Origin of the sequence: Granulicella pectinivorans (assembly GCF_900114625.1) — a bacterium.
GTDB lineage: Bacteria > Acidobacteriota > Terriglobia > Terriglobales > Acidobacteriaceae > Edaphobacter > Edaphobacter pectinivorans.
Map to the genome: position 1 here is coordinate 387,117 of NZ_FOZL01000001.1, position 15,225 is coordinate 402,341.

At 61.9% G+C, this 15,225-nt stretch carries 11 protein-coding genes; 2 read left to right on the forward strand and 9 right to left on the reverse strand.

The annotated features are described in order from the left end of the window. Positions 1-242: 242 nt before the first annotated feature. From BM400_RS01450 to rplM, 8 genes are all read right to left on the reverse strand, one after another. On the reverse strand, positions 243-2,630 hold the full coding sequence (locus BM400_RS01450) for a phosphoketolase family protein (RefSeq protein WP_089835948.1): 2,388 nt from the start codon (positions 2,628-2,630) through the stop codon (positions 243-245). Between the two features lie 65 nt (positions 2,631-2,695). Beyond that, positions 2,696-3,847 (reverse strand): acetate/propionate family kinase, encoded by a 1,152-nt coding sequence (locus BM400_RS01455; RefSeq protein ID WP_089835950.1) that lies wholly within the window; start codon positions 3,845-3,847, stop codon positions 2,696-2,698. Between the two features lie 178 nt (positions 3,848-4,025). Beyond that, positions 4,026-6,266 carry a transferrin receptor-like dimerization domain-containing protein gene (locus BM400_RS01460; RefSeq protein WP_089835952.1) on the reverse strand — a complete coding sequence of 747 codons (2,241 nt, stop codon included), beginning with the start codon at positions 6,264-6,266 and terminating at the stop codon, positions 4,026-4,028. A gap of 255 nt (positions 6,267-6,521) precedes the next feature. Beyond that, positions 6,522-7,703, reverse strand: a complete 1,182-nt coding sequence (locus BM400_RS01465; protein ID WP_089835954.1) for an RtcB family protein — start codon at positions 7,701-7,703, stop codon at positions 6,522-6,524. Positions 7,704-7,847: 144 nt separating this feature from the next. Further along, positions 7,848-8,510, reverse strand: a complete 663-nt coding sequence (locus tag BM400_RS01470; protein ID WP_089835956.1) for a translation elongation factor Ts — start codon at positions 8,508-8,510, stop codon at positions 7,848-7,850. A 131-nt stretch (positions 8,511-8,641) separates the two neighbouring features. Next, entirely contained in the window at positions 8,642-9,586 is a 945-nt protein-coding gene (gene rpsB, locus BM400_RS01475; RefSeq protein ID WP_089835958.1) for a 30S ribosomal protein S2, read from the reverse strand. 222 nt (positions 9,587-9,808) lie between these two features. Next, complete coding sequence (rpsI, locus tag BM400_RS01480) at positions 9,809-10,204, reverse strand: 30S ribosomal protein S9 (RefSeq protein ID WP_089835960.1); 396 nt, start codon at positions 10,202-10,204, stop codon at positions 9,809-9,811. Between the two features lie 79 nt (positions 10,205-10,283). Beyond that, on the reverse strand, positions 10,284-10,745 hold the full coding sequence (rplM, locus tag BM400_RS01485; protein WP_245781623.1) for a 50S ribosomal protein L13: 462 nt from the start codon (positions 10,743-10,745) through the stop codon (positions 10,284-10,286). Between the two features lie 512 nt (positions 10,746-11,257). Here rplM and BM400_RS01490 point away from each other — a divergent pair. Continuing rightward, complete coding sequence (locus BM400_RS01490) at positions 11,258-12,274, forward strand: hypothetical protein (RefSeq protein ID WP_089835962.1); 1,017 nt, start codon at positions 11,258-11,260, stop codon at positions 12,272-12,274. A gap of 204 nt (positions 12,275-12,478) precedes the next feature. Continuing rightward, positions 12,479-13,297: an energy transducer TonB gene (locus BM400_RS01495; RefSeq protein ID WP_175528813.1), complete on the forward strand. Its 819-nt coding sequence runs from the start codon at positions 12,479-12,481 to the stop codon at positions 13,295-13,297. Between the two features lie 238 nt (positions 13,298-13,535). On the opposite strand, the gene BM400_RS01500 is transcribed toward BM400_RS01495, so the two are convergent. Then, on the reverse strand, positions 13,536-15,209 hold the full coding sequence (locus tag BM400_RS01500) for a hypothetical protein (RefSeq protein WP_089835966.1): 1,674 nt from the start codon (positions 15,207-15,209) through the stop codon (positions 13,536-13,538). Positions 15,210-15,225 lie beyond the last annotated feature (16 nt).

The window sequence follows — 15,225 nt, forward strand, 5'->3', positions numbered from 1 at the left end:
AGATACGCACATCGGCTGGGAACGTGTTGCAAGCTTCGGATTGGCACCTGTTGCAGGTCATCGTTTCAACGTACCTTCATTCACGCCGTATTCCGGGACTCTACGGTCTAGCCCTCCGAGTGCGAGAAGCCGGTAGCTTGTGTGTACGTCATCAAGGCAAATCGAGTCAAGTTTTTTCCACAGGGCAACCTTTTTCTTTCACGCGAAAGTAACGTAGCCTGCAAGCACCGTCGTGCGTGGCCCTATAAAGGCCACTTCCACTCACGAATCTCCTTCCGGTCGATTCCCTCCTGGTGCGCATAGTTCACTGCATCGATCATCTGGTCCGTCAGCCACTCCTTCAGGTGCGCCGCCGACACCTGCAAGCTCGGCACGCGGTCGATCACGTCCATCGCAATGTGATAACGATCCACCTTGTTCAGGATCGCCAGCTCCAGCGGCGTATTGATGTTGCCCTTCTCGTTGTACCCGCGCACATGGATGTTGTCGTGGTTCGTCCGCCGGTAGGTCAGCTTGTGGATCAGCGTCGGATACGCATGGAAGTTGAAGATGACTGGCTTGTCCTTGGTGAACAGCGAATCGAACTCGTGATCGCTCAACCCATGCGGATGCTGCCTCTCGGGCATCAGCCGGAACAGGTCGACGACATTGACGAACCGGATCTTCAGGTCCTTGCAGTGCTCCCGCAGAATCGCCACGGCAGCCAGCGCCTCGGACGTGGGAATGTCCCCCGCGCACGCCACCACCACATCCGGCTCGTGCCCCGCGTCCGAAGACGCAAAATCCCAGATCCCGATGCCCTTGGTGCAGTGCTTGATCGCCTGGTCCATCGTCAGGTACTGCAGATGCGGTGCCTTGTCCGCCACCACGACGTTCACATAATCCGTCGACCGCAGAATATGATCCGTCACCGACAACAGGCAGTTCGCGTCGGGTGGAAGATAGATGCGCGTAATCTCCGGGCTCTTGTTCGTCACCAGATCCAGGAATCCCGGATCCTGGTGAGTGAATCCGTTATGATCCTGCCGCCAGACCAGCGAACTGATCAGCAGATTGACCGACGAGATCGAAGCCCGCCACCGCAGCTCCAGCTTCGACTTCTCCAGCCACTTCGCATGCTGGTTGAACATCGAATCGATGATGTGGATGAACGCCTCATACGACGAAAGAAACCCATGCCGCCCCGTCAGCACGTAGCCCTCGAACCAGCCCTCGAGCGTGTGCTCCGAGAGCATCTCCATCACGCGCCCCTCCGGTGAGAGATACCCCCCGTCCGCATCCTCGGGCAGCGTGGCGTTCACCCACGTCTTGCCATGCGATCCCGGGTAGATCCCGTCCAGCTTGTTCGAAGCCGTCTCATCCGGGCCGAACACCCGGAAGCTCGTCATATTCTGCCGCATCACGTCGCAGAGAAACTTCGCGATCGTCGCCGTCGAGGAGACTTCGACCTGCCCCGGCTTCTTCACGTCCAGTGCGTAGTCGCGGAAGTCAGGCATGGAGAGCGGCTTGCGCAACAGCCCGCCGTTCGCATGCGGATTGCCCGAGATGCGGCTCGTCCCCTCCGGAGCCAGCGCCCGAATCTCCGCAAGCAGCGTCCCGTTTTCATCGAACAGCTCCTCCGGCTTATAGCTGCGCAGCCACCCTTCCAGCAGCGCCATGTGCGCCGGATTGGTGACCGGATCGAGAATCGGCATCTGGTGCGCGCGCCACGAGCCTTCAAGCTTGTGCCCGTCAATCTCCTTCGGCGCCGTCCAGCCCTTGGGCGTGCGCATGATAATCATCGGCCACCGCGGCCTCTCCACAGGCTCGCCGCCCGCACGCGCCTTCGCCTGGATCGCCTGGATGTCGAGGATGCACTGCTCGGTCAGCGCAGCCATCTTCTGGTGCATCACCTCCGGGTCGTCGCCCTCAATGACGTGCGGCGTCCAGCCGTATCCAAGGAACAACTGCTCCAGCTCCTCGGCCGAGATGCGCGCAAGAATCGTCGGGTTCGCGATCTTGTACCCGTTCAAATGCAGGATGGGCAGCACCGCGCCATCCGTAATCGGGTTCAGAAACTTGTTCGCGTGCCACGAGGTCGCGAGCGGCCCCGTCTCCGCCTCGCCATCGCCCACGCAGACCGTCACGATCAGGTCCGGATTGTCGAACGCCGCGCCAAACCCATGCGACAGCGAGTACCCCAGTTCGCCACCCTCGTGGATCGACCCCGGCGTCTCCGGCGTGCAGTGGCTTCCAATCCCACCCGGAAACGAGAACTGCTTGAAAAACTTCTGCAAGCCCTCAACGTCCTGCGTGATGCTCGGATACACCTCCGAGTAAACGCCCTCCAGATAGCAGTTCGACAAAGTCGCCGGCGCCCCATGCCCAGGCCCCGACAGATAGATCAGATCGAGGTTGTACTTCTTGATCAGCCGGTTCAGATGCACCCAGATAAAGCTCTGCCCGGGGTCCGATCCCCAGTGCCCAAGCAGCCTATTCTTGATGTGCTCCGGCTTCAGCGGCTCGCGCAGCAGCGGATTCTCCCGCAGATACAGCATGCCCGCGCAGAGATAGTTGCACGCGCGCCAGTAAGCATGGGTCAGGCGAAGCTCTTCAGGAGTGAGTACGGCAGGCGTCTGGGGAGTCGTCATGGGGCGTCCTTATCAAGTGCTCTTTCGATTGTTGTTCAGTGACCGGAAACACAATGTGACCGCAGTCACCAACCATTGGATGCCATTCGTTGGACATGCAGGGCGATCATCAGATCCTCCTCCGCCGGGACGACAAACACGCTATACGGCGAATCCTCATCGCTGACCTTGCGCAGGCCCTTCGCCGGCAGCTCATTCGCCGCAAACTCAATCTCGGTATCGATCAGCGCAGAGTGACTGAAGCCATTGCCTAAGGCCCACCGCGTCTTCGCATCGTGCTCCCCAATCCCCCCGGTAAACACAAGCGCATCCAGCCCATGCAGCGCCACCATCCCGCCGATCGCCCGCCGCACGCTCTGCACGAAGATCGCAATCGCCAAATGCGACGCCGCATCCTTCGCCGCACGCAGCCTCCGCATGTCGTTGATACCGCCCAGCGCCATCAGTCCGGAGTCATGGTTCAGCATCCGCTCCACCGAATCCACCGTGGCCCCCGGCTGCCGCAGCAGATAAAACACCAGCCCCGGATCGAGATCGCCCGGCCGCGTTCCCATCAACACACCGCCCGTGGGGGTCAGCCCCATCGACGTATCGACCGACTTCCCCTCCACCACCGCCGTCACACTGCATCCCGAACCCAGGTGCGCGATCACCATCCTCTTCGGAAAGCTCAGCCCCGCCACCGCCCGCAGTTGATACACCACCGACTCGCAGCTCAGCCCATGAAACCCATAGCGATGAACGCCCTTGTCCCGCCACGCCAGCGGAATCGGATACGTCGTAGTCTCCACCGGCATCGTCTGGTGGAACACCGTGTCGAAACAAGCGTAGTGCGGCAGCGCCGGATAGCGCGCCATTCCCGCATGTATCATCTCGATGACCGCCGGATCATGCAGCGGCGCAAACGCAATCGCCTGCGTCAACTCCTCCAGCACCGCCGCCGTAATCCGCACATGGTCGCGGATCTTCGGCCCCGGATGCACCACCCGATACCCCACCGCATCGATCGGCGGCTCCGAAGGAACCGCGGCCAGCACCTGCTCCATCGGCGGGCCAGACGAAGCCGGAACAGGATCGCCCCCCACCACAAGCGTCTGCCCGGGCATCCCGGCGTTGCTCAGCTCTCCATCCACCAACAGCCGTGGATCGCCCACCGCCGTCTCATACACCGAGAACTTGATCGACGAAGACCCACCGTTCAGGACGAGGACACGCATACCGGTCGATTCCCTTCCCTCTCCGCTGCTTATACACCCGCGCCGCAACAGGAATATGAGCCCAACGGCACAGACGCCCAACCTATATCCCGGTTGGATGCGGCCACAGCAAAGAAGTGCTTCAAAAAGAAAAGCCCCAGGTCAGACGGAATCTGACCCGGGGCAACGGCTTCTGCGGTTAGCGCGGAACAGAAGCCGCGATCTCGTTGATAAACTTCGCCTCATCCTCGATCGCCTTCGCCGCAATCACCATCTGCTCGATCGCCTCCGGATACCGCCCGTCCTCGATCGCCTCCCGCACCCCGGGAATCGTCTTCGCCCCATACCCCGTGTACATCCCCGGCGCATACAACGTGTTCCGCACCCACGGTCTCCCCGGCAGACCCGCCGTCGACAGGAATTTCCTCTCCGTCAACGCCAACTGCGCATTCAGCGCCGCAAGCTGCGCCGGAGTCGCCCCCTTCATCGTCGCTCGCGCCTGGTTGAAGTTTTCCGCCGCCGCGCCCAGCGCCGTCACCGCCTGATCCAGCGCGCTGAAGTCGATCTCCGGCGGAGCTGGCAGCTCTTCCGGCATCGCCAGCGGCACCTGCGGATCCGCCGCCAGCTTGTACAAGCCTGCGTCGAGATTCCTCTGCCGTACCACCGACTCCTGCTGCTTCGTCTTCACCAGTTGCTTCAGCTCCGCGTCATAGCCCTTGATCGTCGTCGCTAGGTTGGAGAAGTCGTACGGCAGAACATCCGCATCCGCCATCCGCATCACCAGTGTGCCCGCCGTCTGCGCCAGCGCCACCCCATACGATCCCGTCTTATCCCCGAAGTGATCGATAAACCACGGCGTGTCATACGCCGAGTGATACGTGCCCGAACGATCCTCCCCGCCAAACCCCAGATCGATGGAAGCGATCGCAAAGTGGTCCAGGAACCCCGCAAAGTCTGATCCCGACCCAATCGCCCCGATCGGAATCGTCGTGCTCCCCGGGTCCAGCTTCACGCCGCCCCGTCCGCCCCGCGTCAGCATGCCTGCCTGCTGCCTCTGCCAAACCGTAGCCTTGGTCTCCGGATCGATCACATCCTTCGCCACATCGTTGATCAGGTGCTCCATCGAGTGCGACCCACCCGCGCTCAGAAATCCGCGATTGCTCTCATCCGAGTTCACATACACCGCAACCTTCTTCGAGAGCTCCTCGCCATGCGTCTCGGCCCACTCCGTCGACCCGATCAGCCCCGGCTCCTCGCCATCCCACGCCGTATAGATCAGCGTCCGCTTCGGCGTCCATCCCTGCTTGTGCAACTCACCCAGCGCTCGCGCCTCCTCCAGCAAGCCGGACTGCCCCGAGACCGGATCGTCCGCGCCATTCACCCATCCGTCATAGTGGTTCCCCCGCACCACCCACACATCCGGCTCTACCGAACCCACCATCGTCGCAATCACGTCGTACACCGGCTTCGTATCCCAGTTGAAGGTCAGCTTCATATGCACCTTCGCCACGCTCGGCCCAAAGTGATACGTCAGCGGCAACCCACCCCGCCACGCCGCCGGCACCGCCGCCCCATCCAGCGCCTCCAGAATCGGCTGTGCATCGCCATATCCGATCGGCAGCACCGGAATCTTCATGATCGTCTTGGCTTCGGAGATCTTCAACCGCTTCGCCCCAGGAACCGACCCCACCCCAGGCGTCAGCGGATCGCCCGCATACAGCGGCGAGTCCGAAACCGAACCGCGCTGCGCCCCGAACGGAGGCCGCATCGGCCCCTTGGGCAACACATCGTCCACGCCATACCCATCGTCCGCCGGGTCGGAGTAGATGATGCACCCCACAGCGCCATGCTCATACGCCAGCTTCGGCTTCAACCCGCGCCACCCGCCGCCATAACGCGCCAGCACAATCGCGCCCTTCACCGAGATGTTGTGCCGCGCCAGCTCCGCATAGTCGTCGAGCATCCCGTAGTTCACATACACCACCGGAGCCGTCACATCGCCATCCGCCGAGTAGATGTTGTAGCTCGGCAGACGCGTCGCCGTCTCATGCGTATACGGATCGACAGTCTCCGGCTCATCCAGCTTCAGCGTGTACGGCTTCGGCCCCAGCAGCTCGACGAGCTGCGTCTTGGGCGTGGGAAACAGCACGTCGAACTGCTCGATGTGCGCGTCCCATCCCCAGGACCTGTACTGCGCCAGCACCCACTCGGCGTTGGCCTTCTGCGCCGCCGATCCGACGTGGTGCGGGTGCGCGGCCAGCTTCAGCATGTTGGCATGAACGCGCGGCGCCTCGGGAAGAGCCCGAAACTTCGACTCCCACGTCTGTTCCGTAGCTGAAGAAGCCGCAGAATACCCGAGATAAGGCGAAGCCCGTTGCGCCTGCACCGCAGGCTGAGCCACAAAGGAAAGAAGCAAAGAAACAGCAGCCAGAGGACGCATAAAACCTCACTCGTTGGGGATATCTATCACTGTACCAAGCATCCCCACTCCATCCCATCCAATCAAGTGACCGAACCGTCCCACCTGACTATCCGTGGACGCAAACCGGAAGGGCCTGGCCTCAGCCAGGCCAAAAAGCTTCTGTCTTTACAATCCTGTACTGAGATTCCCGAAAAGAATCGTTTCGGCTCTGGCCTTTGCTCTTAAAGCCTTCCTGTCCCTCCGCAAGACGCGAAGGAACAGGAAGGCCCAGGCTCAATCCTTATAAGGATCAAACTCATTCGCCCCTGCCATCGCCACACCAACCGGCGTCAGCGTATGCAGCACACGGATCGTCTCCCCATGCGCTGCCAGCACCTCGGGCAGCCTCTTGTAGCAGTCCGGAGACTCATCCAGCCCGCCGCCCCGCAGCACAACCCCGCCACGCTGCAGCCAGCCTTCCATCATCTCCGGCTTCACCAGCCCCTCGCGCTTCAAGACGCCGGTCTTCCGGTCGACCGTGCCCGTAGCCATCTTCCGGCCCATCACACGACCCGCACCATGCACCGTCGAACGCAGGCTCAGCTTCGCCTCAGGAGCATCCAGACCCTCGAGAATGACGGAGATCTCCCCCATCGTTCCCCCGACAAAGCCCTTCTGCCCCGGAAACGCCGGAGTAGCGCCTTTCCGGCAAACCCACATGGACTTGCCGTCATGCTCCTCCCGCCACGCATAGTTGTGGTGGTTGTGCACCTCCTCCACCACCTCCGCGCCCAGCAACCGAGCCACACGGGCGCACACCCAGTCCCGGCCGGCGTACGCATACGTTCCGCCAAGCTGCATGGCCGCAATATACTGCGCGCCCAGATCGCTCTCGACGTCGAACCACACCGGATCGACCATCATCCCGTCCTGCGCGCCCGCGGCCTTCAGGAACCACGTAGCGATGCCGTGCCCGAGTCCCCTCGAACCGAAGTGCACCCCGCACCAGACGCGGTCCTGTTCGTCCGTGAACAGATCGACATAGTGGTTCCCGCTGCCGATCGTCCCAAGCTGCGCATTCGCCTTGTGCTTCAAAGGCTTCGCCGCCTCAGTCAGCCATCCCTCATGCTCATCCGTAATGAACGGTGAGTCCTTGTTGTTCTCGTTGTTCCTCCGCCCCACGCCAAACGAAAGCGTGTTCCAGATGTCGTCCATAATCGTGTGGATGTTCGCCCGCAGCTCCGCCCCCGGCATATCCAGCAGCACCGCCTTATTGCCGCACGCAATATCGAAGCCCACAGCCGTAGGCGAGATCCGCGTCTCGGAGGCAATCACACCGCCAATCGGCACGCCATAGCCAAGATGCCCATCGGCCATCAGCGCGAAGTGGTCTGCGGTCCGCGCACACACCTTCGCCTGCTCCAGCGTGTTGGCTTCGTGCGTTCCCCATACGGGAATGTCATCAATCATCTGCATACAAGTAGTTCCTTTCTGGCCTTTTCGCCACGGCGGCGAAGTACCGAGGTTGGGTTGTTCCGTCAGCGCAGCTCGCCTTCGGAGCAAAAGAAAGAGCCTGGGCTGTCGCCCAGGCTCGTGGTGTGCTGCGGATCGGAGATAGGCCTATGCCTGGGTCTCCTCCGTTGCAATCTTTGCCTGGGCGACGGTCCAATCGGACGCGCCAACCTTGAAGCGAGCAAACCGGCGCACGCTGATGTTCTCGCCGAGCTTGCCGATCTTGGTTGCAATCAACTGTTGAATCGTCTGCGTCGCTTCCTTGATGAACGGCTGATCCAGCAGGCAGACCTCCTCGTAGAACTTCGAGATCTTGCCCTCGAGAATCTTCGCCACCACGGCCTCCGGCTTGCCCTTCATCGCAGGCTGCGCCAGGAAGACTTCCTTCTCGCGGTCCAGGTCCGACTGCGGCACTTCGTTCCGGCCGATGTAGCGAGGATCCGTCGCAGCAATGTGCATCGCGATGTCGCGCAGCAGCTCCTGGAAGTCTTCCGTCACGGCGACGAAATCCGACTCGCAGTTCAGCTCGAGCAGCACGCCGATCTTGCCGCCGGCATGGATGTACGTGCCAACCGCGCCCTCGTTCGTCGTGCGCGTCGCCTTCTTCGCGGCCGAAGCCATGCCGCGCTTACGCAGCACCACAAACGCGCCGTCCATGTCGCCCTTCGATTCCTGCAGGGCCTTCAAACAGTCGCCCATCGGGGCACCGGACTTTTCGCGGAGTTCCTTTACAAGCTTGGCGTCAATCTTCACAGCGGTATCGGTAGACATGTCGTTTCCCTTTTCTCTTGTCAGCGTATGCGACAAATGTTTCGTTTCGGTTGCATCAGGCAGGGCCGGACGCAGAAAGAGCGTGGTCGCGTTTCGCAGCCACGCTCTCTCGGTTGAGACTTGTGGCTTACTTATGCGGTGGCTTCTACGGGAGCCGGCTCAGCCTCGAGCTCAGGCTCCGTCTCGGCCGAAGGGGCCTTGCGGATGTTGCCTCCAAGAGCGGCTTCCAGATCCACCGTCTCGTCTTCCGTGGCTGCCTCAGCGGTTCCGGCAGACTCCTGCACAGGCGCGTCGGCAACGATCGTGTTGCCTTCCTCGTCCTCGCCCAGGAAGTGCGCTTCGGTCGCGATCGGCGTCACATCAGCGGACTCGGTCGCAAACGCACGCTCCGAAACCATCTGCACACCCTCGTACGCCGAATCGGCAATCTTCGTGGTAAACAGGCGAATCGCACGCAGCGCGTCGTCGTTACCAGGGATCACATAGTCGACCACGGTCGGATCGCAGTTCGTATCCACAACCGCGACAACCGGGATGCCCAGCTTGCGCGCTTCCGAAACAGCAATCGCCTCGTTGTTCGAGTCGACGATGAAGATCGCATCCGGCAGGCGCTTCATGTTCTTGATACCCGACAGGTTCGTCGACAGGCTCTTGCGCTCGCGCTCCAGCTTGATGACTTCCTTCTTCGTCAGCAGCTCATAGCGGCCATCGGTCGACATGTCGTCGAGCTCGGCAAGACGCTTCACCGACTTCTGCACCGTCACCCAGTTGGTCAGAAGACCACCCAGCCAGCGCGAGTTGATGTACGGCATGCCGGCGCGGGTCGCTTCCTCAGCGATCGCATCCTGGGCCTGGCGCTTCGTGCCGACGAACAGGATCAGCTTGCCCGTCGAGGTCAGATCGGTCACGAACTTCGAAGCTTCCTTGAACATCTTCAAGGTCTTCTGCAGATCGATAATGTAAATGCCATTGCGCTCACCGAAGATGTATTCCTTCATCTTCGGGTTCCAACGCTTGGTCTGGTGGCCGAAGTGTACGCCTGCTTCGAGCAGTTCCTTCATCGTAATGCTTGCCATAATTGGCTCCTGTTTATAGACCTTGCCCGGAGGGGCTCTGTTGGACCATCGCTCCGCGGTCTGGATTGATCCCTGGCAATGAAGCGTCGGGAAATTGAACTCCAAACCTTCTCCCGGTTGAAGAAGAAGGGTGCTGCGACTAAGTTGTAAGTTCTAAGTTGCCAGTTGTAAGTGAGCAAGCCCAACCTACAACTGACAACCTCCAACTTAGAACTGCTCGGACTAGCGCTTCGAGAACTGGAAGCGAGCGCGTGCGCCCTTCTGTCCGTACTTCTTGCGTTCCTTGCCGCGCGAATCGCGGGTCACAAGGCCTTCTGCCTTGAGAGCCTTGCGCAGCTCGGGGTTGAACTCCATCAGCGCGCGCGCAATGCCGAGCTTGACCGCGTCGGCCTGGCCCATGACGCCCCCACCACGAACCGTGGTGAGCACATCGAAGGTCTCGCCGATGTCGGCGATGCCAAGCGACCGCTTGGCCGCTGCACGCTGCTGGGCGGTGACGAAGTAAACGTCCACGTCCTTCTTGTTGACGGTGAACTTGCCGCTTCCGGGACGCAGGAAGACGCGAGCAATGCTCGACTTGCGGCGGCCGGTACCGTAAAACTGGATCAGATCTGCCATGGTGCTCCTTGAACTTTCCTCTCGGGCTTCATTGCCCCGGCGTGAGGTGTGCCGATGATGGTGCTTGTCCGTTTACGCCTTACGCCTTGGGAGCGTTGGAAGCGTGGAACTCAAGAGGCTCTGGCTGCTGGGCAAGGTGAGGATGCTGCGAACCCTTGTAGACCTTCAGCTTCGTCGCCATCTGGCGACCCATCTTGCTCTTCGGCAGCATGCCCTTGATGGCCTGCTCCACAATCGCCTCAGGACGGCGCGCAAGCAGCTTGACGAAGGACTCTTCGCGAAGTCCACCCGGGAAACCCGTGTAACGGCGATAAAGCTTCTGGCTCGACTTCATGCCGGTCAGCACAATCTTCTCGCAGTTGATGACGACAATATGGTCGCCCATGTCGATGTACGGCGTGTACAGCGGGTTCATCTTGCCGGCGAGCACGGAGGCGGCGGTGGTCGCGAGACGGCCGAGCGTCTTGCCCGTTGCGTCGATCACATACCACTTGCGCTGAATGTTCTTGCCACTCGGAATCGTGGTGAAGTTGTTAGTCACTGCGGAGTACTCCTTGGTTCTGCCGTCTTCCTGGGTCGGCGTACATCGGAAGAATCGAAGTGGAACGATTTTTTAGTGCATGCGCGCAGTATCCTACCGCTCGCGGAAAAGCCTTGACGCAGGAAACGCCCGACACCATGGAGAAAACGCATCTCCAATACGCGTCAAACATCTGACTGCTTCGGGTCCGCACAAAGCCTGGATGGGGCCTGAGGAGTGGGTGCTTCAGGGGCCAGACTCAAAAAAGCCGCCCCAGGTGGATCCACAACGTCGTCTTCTCGAATCACATCTTCAGGCAAACAACCACCCGGACGTGCAGAGAGACTGCGCGAGTGTCCAGAATAGTTGAAATCCTGCACGGAGTCAACAGATTCCAAGCTTTTTACCAATCCCGGAATCCGCTCCCCACAGCGCGCTCCTGAGATCTGGGCGCCACCGCGGACGTCTCACCATGCCCGTCCACCCCCCCCGTTTACTATTGCACTCACACCCACCAAGGAGATCCACCCCCCATGAGCACCCCGACCGCAGGCATCTTCGGCCCCGAAACCGCCCTCGCCCGCTTCGGCCGCACGCTCTTCACCCTCCTCCTCTGCCTCCATTTCATGCTCGCCTACATGGCCGAAAGCGTCTTCCTCCGCCTCCCCGACTACGTCGCCGGCCACGAGCGCCTCCCCTACCAGAACCGCGAACTCCCCATGCTCCTCATGCGAGCCGCCGGGCATGTCCACGCCCTGACGAAAGTAGCCGCCCACCTCCCCTTCGGCGACCACACCGTCCCCTCCCTCGTCATGGCGCTGCTCGCCTTCTTCGGCATGCTCGCCGCCGTCTACGCCACCCGCGGCACTATCCAGGCCCTCACCGGAGACGCCTCGCTCGCCCGCTGGATCGCCCTCCTCGTCGTCCTCATGTCCTACTTCGACCTCGCCAGCACCTGGGGCCTCAACTACACCGCCCCCTACGACGTCCCCTCGCTCGCCTTCTTCGCCCTCGGCATCTGGCTCATCGTCACCGGACGCCTCCTCGGTCTCTACCCCGTCTTTCTCATCGCCACCTTCAACCGTGAGACCACCATCTTCCTCGTCCTCTTCTACATCCTGTGGAATTCCGTTGGAAAAAAAGCAAAGCCGTCCGTCATCGCCCTGAACGCCATCATCCTCACCGCCCTCTGGATCGCCATCAAGCTCTACCTCGCCCATCGCTTCCAGGGCAATCCCATGGATGGCGACAACGGCCTCTTCGCCAGCCACGCCAGACAGAACCTGAAGTTCCTCCTCCCCCAGCAGTGGCCTGTCCTGCTCAGCGTCTGTGCCTTCACCCTGCCCATCGTCATCGCCTGCCGCCGCTGGATCCGCAACCCCGCCTACAGCGCTGCCGCCGGTGGCGTCATGGCCCTCTGGTTCCTCGGCATGATGGTGGTAGGCGTTCTGGTCGAGCTCCGCATCTTCGCCGAGTGGGCCGCGCTCGTCACCCCGTTCCTCGCCCTCATCCTCCACCACCGCTTCAGCCACGAACCCGCCGCAGCCTGAAGCCGTGGTCTTGGCTTCCAGGTACCCCAGGGCTTGAGCCTTGGGTCTCACAGGGCCGTCGGGGAACGGGCTTTAGCCCTGGGGTATGCCTTGTTGTCCTCCTCGCGGGCCGCTCGCAGAGCGCGTCTCCCATCCTTTTTATCCCCCAAAATCTTTGCTTCAGATCCCACCCAAAGCATCCAACGCATCATGCGGAGGAAAACCGTGAACGCAAGAACCGCAGTCATCCTCGCCATCGCCCTGGCCGCAGCTCCCATCCATGCCCAGAGCCCTGACCCCACCCTGGCCGCCGCCGCCCGCTGGATCGGCCGCTCCCTCATCCTCCGCGGCTTCTACGCCCCCAACGAGCTCCACTACGACCCCGCCGGCAAAGCCGAAGGCACCCCAAAGTCCACCGACTGGACCCTCGCCGGCGTCGACCTCGAGGCCATCAAGCGCATCGACCCCGCGACCCTCGAGCTCGACGGCGTCCGGGTCGCCATCCGCTTCAACCCCGACAACCAGCTCTTCGAGCGGCACCCCCAGAAGGACCAGCACCTCAAGATCCTCGTCGCCATCCCCGGCACAGGCTCTCCCTCGAATCAGCTTCTCGGCACCGAGCCCATCGAAGAGACCCTCGCCCGGATCTTCTCCATCGGCATCGACCCCGCTCTCCAGCGCTCCATGCCCGACTTCTGGCGCCACTACTTCGACCCCCACATCGCCTGGGACGGCGAACCCGTCTACCCCGCCCCCGCAACCGTGACCGCGCCCCCCACCCTGGCCCACCGCACCGACGTCCCCGAGACCCCCGAGGCCGAGCACGACAAGGTGCGCGGCTCCCTCCTCATGCGCCTCACCGTCGACGAGCACGGCGCCGTCAAATTCGTCTCCGTCCTGAAGCCCCTCGGCTACGGCCTCGACGCCCGAGCCATCGAGCAGGTCAGGCGCTGGACCTTCACCCCCGCCCAGGCCTCCGGCGCACCGGCCCCCATGAAGCTCGACATCGCCGAGACCTTCGCCCCCAGACCGCCCCTCCGGTAGTGAGTGCGTTTATCGAAGCAGAAACAGACCACTTTGCACGAACACGTTTTTCACGCTTTTTGGCCACATTTTCCATGCAAAATCCCACGTTTTAGCGTCCAAAAAGTCTCTGGTGAAACATGGGGGTTTTCGCGTCGCCGGCCCATAACTCCTTTAGATCGCCAGGATACGGGCGACACAAACCAGGCACCGAAAACGGTCTACTCCAGACCACTTTTTAGGACCGGTGGTCAGACCTCTAGTGCTCCAGTTGCTGCACGCTCGGCTGCTGTCCGATCTTCGTCTGCAGCGACTTGGGAATCGGCTTGCGCGTCCTCTTCGGAGCGGGCTCGATCGTCTTTCGCGGATCCAACCGGTAAAGAATCAACAGGTTACGATCAGGATCGTCCATCGCCGGAAACGTCGCCACACGCACCGGCGTGTAAAACCGCGATAACGCATCCATCTTGTCGTCTTCCAGGTCGTTCCACGCCGCATACCAGCCCGGCTTGTAGAGAGCCACCCGCTTGGCCAGATCCAGCGTACCGAAGTCGTCGCAGATGCTCGGAAGTCCCGTCATCAGAGAGAGATCCGAGCCGCTAATCGACAGCACCAGGGCGCTCTGCGAGGGATTCGCCCGCACCACCTCGGCCAGCGACCGTGCCGCGTCCACCAGCGTGAACTGCGGATGCCGCACATACCAGACGCTTTGCCGCACATCCGTAAACACCACCGCCGCCAGCGCACACATCGATGCCAGAGCCAGCACAGGCCGCGCCGGCGTGGAGTGCGTCGCATGAAACACCGGACGCAGCATATGCCACGCCGGCTCGAACACCAGCGCCACCAGAAGCGTCAGCGGAACCGCGATCACCAGGTAATAGCGCGGCTGCAGATTGTCGTGATACGCCAGAAACGCCCCATATCCAGCCGACCAAAGGATCAGAGTCCCCATCAGCGGCTGGCTTCTAAGCGTCCGCACCCGCACCAGCGCGATCACCACCGCCAGCACTGCCAGCGGATACAGCAGCCGGCCAATCCACATCCCGCTCGTAAAAGCATCCCAAACCACGGAAACCGCCGTCCCCAGCGTGATGCCCGTATACGCATTCGCCGAAAACAGGTAGCGGTAGTCCCCCAGGTAGTGCGGCCTCACCGCGACCAAGAAATACCCCAGCCACCCCAGAACCCCAATCACGACAGCCGGAACGCCCGTCCGCAGGAAAGGCCCCAACCTCCTCCCCGACGCGGACCACAACAGAAAGGCCACCGCCGGCATCAGGAAAAGCCCCGTTGTCTTGGTCAGGACCACCAGCGGAAGCAGAAGCCCGAGCCCCACCGTCGGAGCCCAACGCTCGAGCCATCCCGCCCTCGCGAGAGCCCGCGGCGCGGAGGTCGCCGCGTGCAGAGCCAGCAGCGTCAGCAGGATCAGCATCGGCTCCAGAATCGCCAATCGCGTGAAAACAAAACAAAACGGGCTCGCCGCCAGAAGCAGGACAGACAGTGCCGGGGAGAGATTCTGCCGCGTCGGCTCCCCATGCGCACGCGGTCGCCAGCGCCGGATCAGCAGGTACGAAGCCAGCAAAATCAATCCAAACACGGTCACCGAGAGCGCACGCGCCGCTGAGAGCGTCACCCCGGTAAACCGGAACAGCAGCCCCTCCACGAACGGCCAAACCGGCAGCGCCGCCGCAGGATTGAAGTCTCCCGGAACGTTCCAGTGCCCCAACTGGTAGTGCCGGATCGCGGCATCCCCATACCAGCCCTCATCCGTGTACTTCGACCAGTCCTCCCATGGCGAATTGTTCGGAAAGTCCGCCCGCAGATGCACATAGTGCAGCGCAAACAGCACCGCCGCGGCGGCAAGCATGCCAGCGTGCAGAACGCGCAGGCCGAGCGACGCGCGGGGCGGGATGGAGTTTGGATGAGGCAATCGGGTTAAAGCTCAT

Excerpts from the sequence above, each read along its gene's own strand:
- BM400_RS01450 (WP_089835948.1), bottom strand. The coding sequence starts at position 2,630 with ATGACGACTCCCCAGACGCCTGCCGTACTCACTCCTGAAGAGCTTCGC.
- BM400_RS01455 (WP_089835950.1), bottom strand. The coding sequence starts at position 3,847 with ATGCGTGTCCTCGTCCTGAACGGTGGGTCTTCGTCGATCAAGTTCTCG.
- BM400_RS01460 (WP_089835952.1), bottom strand. The coding sequence starts at position 6,266 with ATGCGTCCTCTGGCTGCTGTTTCTTTGCTTCTTTCCTTTGTGGCTCAG.
- BM400_RS01465 (WP_089835954.1), bottom strand. The coding sequence starts at position 7,703 with ATGCAGATGATTGATGACATTCCCGTATGGGGAACGCACGAAGCCAAC.
- BM400_RS01470 (WP_089835956.1), bottom strand. The coding sequence starts at position 8,510 with ATGTCTACCGATACCGCTGTGAAGATTGACGCCAAGCTTGTAAAGGAA.
- rpsB (WP_089835958.1), bottom strand. The coding sequence starts at position 9,586 with ATGGCAAGCATTACGATGAAGGAACTGCTCGAAGCAGGCGTACACTTC.
- rpsI (WP_089835960.1), bottom strand. The coding sequence starts at position 10,204 with ATGGCAGATCTGATCCAGTTTTACGGTACCGGCCGCCGCAAGTCGAGC.
- BM400_RS01490 (WP_089835962.1), top strand. The coding sequence starts at position 11,258 with ATGAGCACCCCGACCGCAGGCATCTTCGGCCCCGAAACCGCCCTCGCC.